The sequence below is a fragment of the Streptomyces sp. PA03-6a genome, from assembly GCF_033792765.1.
In the GTDB taxonomy this organism is placed as follows: Bacteria; Actinomycetota; Actinomycetes; order Streptomycetales; family Streptomycetaceae; genus Actinacidiphila.
In genome coordinates this window covers 1-6,843 of the sequence record NZ_JARAVK010000365.1, presented here as the reverse complement: position 1 = coordinate 6,843, position 6,843 = coordinate 1, and the positions used below count along the sequence as shown (strand labels likewise).

General features: G+C 72.4%; 6 protein-coding genes. 4 read left to right on the top strand and 2 right to left on the bottom strand.

All coding sequences use genetic code 11. The features are described from left to right. Positions 1-1,531, bottom strand: a 1,531-nt coding sequence (locus PV350_RS43050) for a metallophosphoesterase family protein (protein ID WP_500338833.1), incomplete at its 3' end; no start/stop codon positions are given. 82 nt (positions 1,532-1,613) lie between these two features. Continuing rightward, positions 1,614-1,964: a metallopeptidase family protein gene (locus PV350_RS43045; RefSeq protein WP_499512613.1), complete on the bottom strand. Its 351-nt coding sequence runs from the start codon at positions 1,962-1,964 to the stop codon at positions 1,614-1,616. A gap of 263 nt (positions 1,965-2,227) precedes the next feature. Here PV350_RS43045 and PV350_RS43040 point away from each other — a divergent pair, with 263 nt between their 5' ends. From PV350_RS43040 to PV350_RS43025, 4 genes are all read left to right on the top strand, one after another. Beyond that, positions 2,228-2,611: a hypothetical protein gene (locus PV350_RS43040; protein WP_500338832.1), complete on the top strand. Its 384-nt coding sequence runs from the start codon at positions 2,228-2,230 to the stop codon at positions 2,609-2,611. 208 nt (positions 2,612-2,819) lie between these two features. Further along, a complete protein-coding gene (locus PV350_RS43035) occupies positions 2,820-4,892 on the top strand; it encodes a DEAD/DEAH box helicase (protein WP_499512611.1) in 2,073 nt (690 codons plus the stop codon). A gap of 143 nt (positions 4,893-5,035) precedes the next feature. After that, complete coding sequence (locus PV350_RS43030) at positions 5,036-5,251, top strand: hypothetical protein (protein WP_499512610.1); 216 nt, start codon at positions 5,036-5,038, stop codon at positions 5,249-5,251. A gap of 59 nt (positions 5,252-5,310) precedes the next feature. Next, the coding region (locus tag PV350_RS43025; RefSeq protein ID WP_500338831.1) for an amino acid permease at positions 5,311-6,843 on the top strand (1,533 nt) is incomplete at its 3' end.

Genomic DNA, 6,843 nt, shown 5'->3' with positions numbered 1-6,843 from the left:
CCTTCGAGGGGGAGGAGGAGGGGGACGGGGCGCGGCCCGGCTCCACCTCCTCCGGGAGGTGGCGGGAGACCTCGGCGGTGGACAGCCCGAGCCCGCCGAGGGTGATCTCGTCCCAGGCCTGGAGGGCGTGGGTGTCCCGGTCCAGGTAGAGCACGGAGGCCTCCACCTTCTGGGGGGTGTCGCCCTCGACGGCGCGCAGTCCGCCGCCGCCGGTGGTGCCCTGCACCATCAGCCGGCTGCCGTGCTCGAGGACGTCGACGTCCCGGGTGTGGGTGTGCCCGGAGAGGATCAGCGGGACGGTGCCGTCCGTCTGGGCGGCGGCGATCGGATTGTGGGCGACGGCGATGTCGACCTTGGCGCCCGTGGCGTTCTGCCGCCGGATGGCGTCGGCCAGCTCCTGCCCGGCCACCCGTTCCGACGGGTCGCCGGCCGCCTCGACCGAGCGGTCCGGGGTGAACTGCGGGTCGCCGATGCCGGCGATGCGCAGCCCCTTGACGACCACGGACCGGCCGTCGTCGACCACGTACGCGTTGGCGCGGCCGGCGACCGCGCGCTGGCTGTCCATGGAGTCGTGGTTGCCGCGGACGAAGACGTAGGGCGCGCCGAGGTCGGGGATGGCGGAGGTGAAGCCGTTCTCGGCGGTGGTGCCGTGGTCCATCAGGTCGCCGGTGTCGACGATCACGTCGATCTTGTACTCGGCGACGACGGACTCGATGATCTGCCAGGCGGCCGGGTTGAGGTGGATGTCCGAGACGTGCAGCACGCGCAGCGTGGTCGGGTCCGGGTTGTACGCGGGCAGCGTGGACGTCGCGTCGTACAGCCGGGTCATGTTGGTCACCAGGCGGGCGAGTTCCTGCTGGTAGATGTCGAAGTCGCTGACGATGCTGCGCGCGTTGCCGACCACCGAGGGGGCGCTGCTCAGCAGCCCGGAGAACCGGGGTTCCAGGACGCTGCGCGGGTTCCAGGTGCCGTACGCGGTGCCGGCGCAGGCCGCCAGCACCGCGAGGGAGAGCCCGCCCGCGGCGAGGGCGCGGCGGGGCCTGCGGTAGACGGCCAGGCCGAGGGCGGTGGCGCCGGTCAGCGCGGCCACCGAGGACCGCAGCGCGAGCTCGGTCGTGCTGTGCTCGACGTCGGCGGCGACCTCGCTCTGCAGCCCGCTGATCCGCTCCGGGTGCCGCACGAGGGTCCGGGCCCGGTCGGGGTCGAGGGTGTCGACGTCCACGACCAGACGCAGCGGGCCGTCGTGGCTGTCCAGCTGGAGGGAGCCCAGCGGGGAGATGTTGACCTTCGTGTCCCCGGTCCAGGACGGGTGCAGCGACATCCGGGTGTTCATCGGGCCGACCGGTTCCTCGATGCTGCCCAGCACCACCAGGCCGAGCCAGCCGCCCACCAGCGTCACCGCGAGCAGCCCGAGCGCGCCCAGGTAGGGGCGGGCCGGGGGGAGGGGGAGGGAGGCGGCGGGCGGTTGGGCGGTGCGGTGGCGGCGCCACAGGTCACGGATACGGGGCACACGAGAGCGAACACGGAGCATTGCCGACGTATGCCCCCGGCCGTCGCGGGCCATGCGCCGCAGGACGGAGGTCCCCCGCGCGCCCGCGGGGGGTCACCGGGGCTCAGCCCCAGCCGAGTTCGTGCAGGCGTTCGTCCTCGATGCCGAAGTGGTGCGCCACCTCGTGGACGACGGTCGTGGCGACCTCGTGCACGATCTCCTCCTTCGTGCCGCACATGCGCAGGGTCGGGCCGCGGTAGATCGTGATCCGGTCCGGCAGGACGCCCGCGTACCACTCCCCGCGCTCGGTCAGCGGCGTCCCCTCGTACAGGCCCAGCAGCTCCGGATCGGCGGGGTCGGGCTCGTCCTCGACGAACACCGCCACGTTGTCCATGACGCGGGTCAGCTCGGGCGGGATCCGGTCCAGCGCGTCGCTGACCAGTTCCTCGAACGCTTCGCGTGACATCTCCAGCACACCGCCATTGTCCGGGACGGACGGCCGTTCGGGCAGCGTCCGGCGCGGATTGCGGTACCGGGGCGTGCCAAAGGGGCGCCGGGTGGCAGCCGTTCGGTGACCCGCGCGGGGGCGGGCCGGTCGCCGCGGGGGCGCGCTCCCGCCCCTACGGGCGTGTCCCCGAGGGCCGTGGGCCCGTTGGGCAGCGCGGAACCCGATCCCGCCACGCCCCCGCGGGACCCACCGGACCCACCGGTCCCGCCAGATCCACCAGAGGTGCCTCCGTGACCCCTGCCACCGCCCGCGCGCGTACGGCGGCCGTGCTGCTCCTGCCCGTGCTCGCCCTGGGCTCCGTGACCGGCTGCGTGAGCGTGGGCGGCGCGGGCGGGGTGGAGGGGCGGCCCGGGGCCCTCGCGCCCGGGGCCGGCTCGCCCTCGGTGTCGGCGGAGGAGTCGGTACCGGGGCCGACCCAGGGCCCGGACCGCTCCCACAGCGGGAAGCCGTCGGGGCGCCCCTCGTCCTCGGGGCGGCCCTCGCAGTCCTCGCCCCCCTCGGACCGGCCGTCGACGACGCCCCCGCCGGGGGACAGCTCGCCGCCGCCGTCCGGGGGCGGCGAGTCGCCCGAGCCGTCGCCGTCCAGCGCACCCTCGGTGAACGGCGCCACATGAGGAACGGGAGGGGCCGAGAGGACCGAATTGGCCAAAGCGGTCTCGTATGCGTATGCTGGTAGATCGTTTGATCCCATTGCCCGGCGCCGAACCGAAGCGCGCCGCGTTGGCGCGTTCCTTTTCTCCTGTGGCTGACCGCATCGAGGCGGTTGTAAGCAACCTCCGGAGCTGGCGCGTGCCGAAATCTCCGAGAGGTTTTAGCTTCAGCATGTCTATTGACACTGCCGACCGTTCCGCCATGCCCATCGACACCGACGGCGCCGACGAGGCCGTCACCGAGGAGCAGACCGCTCCCGAAACCCCCAGCGTGACCTTCGGCGACCTCGGCCTGCCCGAGGGGATCGTCCGCAAGCTGGCGCAGAACGGGGTCACCACCCCCTTCCCGATCCAGGCGGCGACGATCCCCGACGCCCTGGCCGGCAGCGACATCCTCGGCCGCGGACGTACCGGCTCCGGCAAGACCCTCTCCTTCGGTCTGCCGCTGCTCACCTCCCTGTCCGAGGGCCGCACCGAGCGCAAGCGTCCGCGCGGTGTGATCCTCACCCCGACCCGCGAGCTGGCGATGCAGGTCGCGGACGCGCTGCAGCCGTACGGCGACGTGCTCGGCCTGAAGATGAAGGTCGTCTGCGGCGGCACCTCGATGCAGAACCAGATCTACGCCCTGGAGCGCGGCGTCGACATTCTCGTCGCCACCCCGGGCCGGCTGCGCGACCTGATCGAGCGCGGCGCCTGCGCGTTGGACCAGGTGCAGATCGCCGTCCTCGACGAGGCCGACCAGATGGCCGACATGGGCTTCCTGCCCGAGGTCACCGAGATCCTCGACCTGGTCCCGGCCGGCGGCCAGCGGCTGCTGTTCTCCGCCACGCTGGAGAACGAGATCGACACCCTGGTCAAGCGGTACCTGAAGGACCCGATCACGCACGAGGTCGACCCCTCGGCCGGCGCGGTCACCACCATGACCCACCACGTCCTGGTCGTGAAGCCCAAGGACAAGGCCCCGGTCACCGCCGCCATCGCCGCCCGCAAGGGCCGCACCATCATCTTCGTCCGCACCCAGATGGGTGCCGACCGCGTCGCCGAGCAGCTGCGCGACGCGGGCGTCAAGGCCGACGCCCTGCACGGCGGCATGACCCAGGGCGCCCGCACCCGCACCCTGGCGGACTTCAAGGACGGTTACGTCAACGTCCTCGTCGCCACCGACGTCGCGGCCCGCGGCATCCACGTGGACGGCATCGACCTGGTCCTCAACGTGGACCCGGCCGGCGACCACAAGGACTACCTGCACCGCTCGGGCCGCACCGCCCGCGCCGGCCAGTCCGGCACGGTCGTCTCGCTCGCCCTGCCGCACCAGCGCAAGCAGATTTTCCGGCTGATGGAGGACGCGGGCGTCGACGCCTCGCGCCACGTCGTCGGAGGGGCCGGGGCGTTCGACGAGGACGTGGCCCAGATCACCGGCGCCCGGTCGCTGACCGAGGTGCAGGCGGACGCGGCGGGCAACGCCGCCCAGCAGGCCGAGCGTGAGGTCGCCGACCTCGCCAAGTCCCTGGAGCGCGCGCAGCGGCGGGCCGCCGAACTGCGCGAGGAGGCCGACCGCCTCACCGCCCGTGCCGCCCGTGAGCGCGGCGAGGACCCGGAGGCCGCCGTGGCCGCCGCCCAGGCCGAGGCCGCCGAGGCGGTCGCCGCCGCGGCGAGCGTCCCCGCCGCGGCCGCGGAGAGCTCCGCGCCGGAGCAGCGCACGTTCCAGCGCCGTGACGACCGGGGCAACTACGAGCGCCGCCGCGACGACCGTCGTGACGACCGCCCGTCGTTCCGCGACCGGGACCGCGGTGACCGCGGGTACGAGCGCCGTGACGAGCGTCCGTCGTTCAACCGCGAGCGTCGTGACGACCGCCCGTCGTTCAACCGGGACCGTCGTGACGAGCGTCCGTCGTTCAACCGCGAGCGTCGTGACGAGCGTCCGTCGTTCAACCGGGACCGTCGTGACGACCGCCCGTCGTTCAACCGCGACCGTGACCGTGACCGCGGCTTCGAGCGTCGTGACGACCGCCCGGCGCGTTCCTACGACCGCCGCGACGACCGCCCGGCGCGCCCCCACGAGTCGCGCGACCGCCACTTCGGCGGCGACCGCCCCTTCAACCGGGACCGTCGTGACGACCGCCCGGCGTTCAACCGCGACCGTGACGCCAACGACCGCCGCCCGTACGGCCGTCGTGACGACCACCGCCCCACCGGCGGCTTCGACCGCCGCACGGACAAGCCGCGCTGGAAGCGCAACGGCTGACCCCAGCTGAACGGCAGGGGCCCGGCAGATGGACGTCCATCTGCCGGGCCCCTGCCGTTTCGGGGAATGGTTCGTCCCCTTCGGCGACCTCGACGGCGACCACTGCTCCGACGTCCTCGTCCGGAACGGGTTACAAGAAGATCGTGGGTGCCGGGGACCTGAACGGTGACGGGATCGGCGATCTGCTGGCCCAGGACAAGGCGAACGTCCTGTGGCGTGACGACGGTGACGGCAAGGGCGACCTGATCGCCCGGGACACCGCGGGGAACCTGTACCGCTACACCGGCACCGGCAAGGGCACCTTCGGCAGCCGCACCAAGATCGGCGCCGGCTGGGGCGTGCACAAGAGCCTTTTCTAGCCAGTTCCGGACGCGCCTGTGACGCATATCACGCCCCCGGCGAGGGAATCGCTGGGGGCATGACAATTCCAAAAGAACCGGGCGGGGCCGCCGGGCCCCCGGCCCCGGTCTCCGACGAGGAACGCCTCCGCCAACTCGGCTACACCCAGGTGCTGGCCCGCCGGATGTCCGCGTTCTCCAACTTCGCGGTCTCCTTCACCATCATCTCGGTCCTCTCCGGCTGCCTGACCCTCTACGCCTTCGGCATGAACACCGGCGGCCCCGCCGTGATCACCTGGGGCTGGGTGGCCGTCGGGCTCATGACGCTGGTCGTCGGCCTGGCGATGGCCGAGATCTGCTCCTCGTACCCGACCTCCGCCGGCCTGTACTACTGGGCCCACCGGCTCGCCCCGCCGCGCAGCGCCGCCGCCTGGGCCTGGTTCGCGGGCTGGTTCAACGTGCTCGGCCAGGTCGCCGTCACCGCCGGCATCGACTTCGGCGCCGCGAGCTTCCTCAACGCCTACCTGGACCTGCAGTTCGGCTTCAGCAGCACCCCGGGCCACACGATCGTCCTGTTCGCCGCGATCCTGCTGCTGCACGGGCTGCTCAACACCTTCGGCGTCCGCATCGTCGCGCTCCTCAACGACATCAGCGTGTGGTGGCACGTGCTCGGCGTCGGCCTGATCGTCGGCGCGCTCGCCTTCGTGCCGGACCGGCACCAGTCGACGTCGTTCGTCTTCACCCACTTCGTCAACAACACCGGCTGGGGCAGCAGCTTCTACGTGGTCCTGCTCGGCCTGCTGATGGCGCAGTACACCTTCACCGGCTACGACGCCTCCGCCCACATGACCGAGGAGACCCACGACGCCGCCACCGCCGGCCCGCGCGGCATCGTCCGCTCCATATGGATCTCCTGGATCGCGGGCTTCGTGCTGCTGCTCGGCTTCACGTACGCGATCCGGTCCTACGACGACGTCCTCGACACGCCGACCGGCGTCCCCCCGGCGCAGATCCTCATCGACGGCCTCGGCGACGTCGGCGGCAAGCTCCTGCTGCTCGTCGTCATCGGCGCCCAGCTCTTCTGCGGGATGGCCTCCGTCACCGCCAACAGCCGCATGATCTACGCCTTCTCGCGCGACGGGGCGCTGCCCTTCTCCGCGGTCTGGCACCGCATCAACCCGCGGACGAAGACGCCCACCAATGCCGTCTGGCTGGCCGCGCTCGGCGCACTCGTCCTGGGCCTGCCGTACCTGATCAACCTGACCGCGTACGCCGCCGTGACCTCCATCGCCGTCATCGGCCTCTACATCGCGTACGTCATCCCGACCTTCCTGCGCCTCGGCAAGGGGGACGACTTCGAGCGCGGCCCCTGGCACCTCGGCCGCTGGTCCCGCCCGATCGGCGTCATCGCCGTGACGTGGGTCGTCTTCATCACCGTGCTCTTCATGCTGCCCCAGGTCAGCCCGGTCACGGTCGACACCTTCAACTACGCGCCGATCGCGGTGCTGGTCGTCCTCGGCTTCGCCGCGACATGGTGGTTCGTCTCCGCCCGCCACTGGTTCCTCCGGGACCGCGGCCCCGCCTCCGCCGAGCTCCCCGACCCGGTCCCTGCC

Excerpts from the sequence above, each read along its gene's own strand:
- PV350_RS43035 (WP_499512611.1), top strand. The coding sequence starts at position 2,820 with ATGTCTATTGACACTGCCGACCGTTCCGCCATGCCCATCGACACCGAC.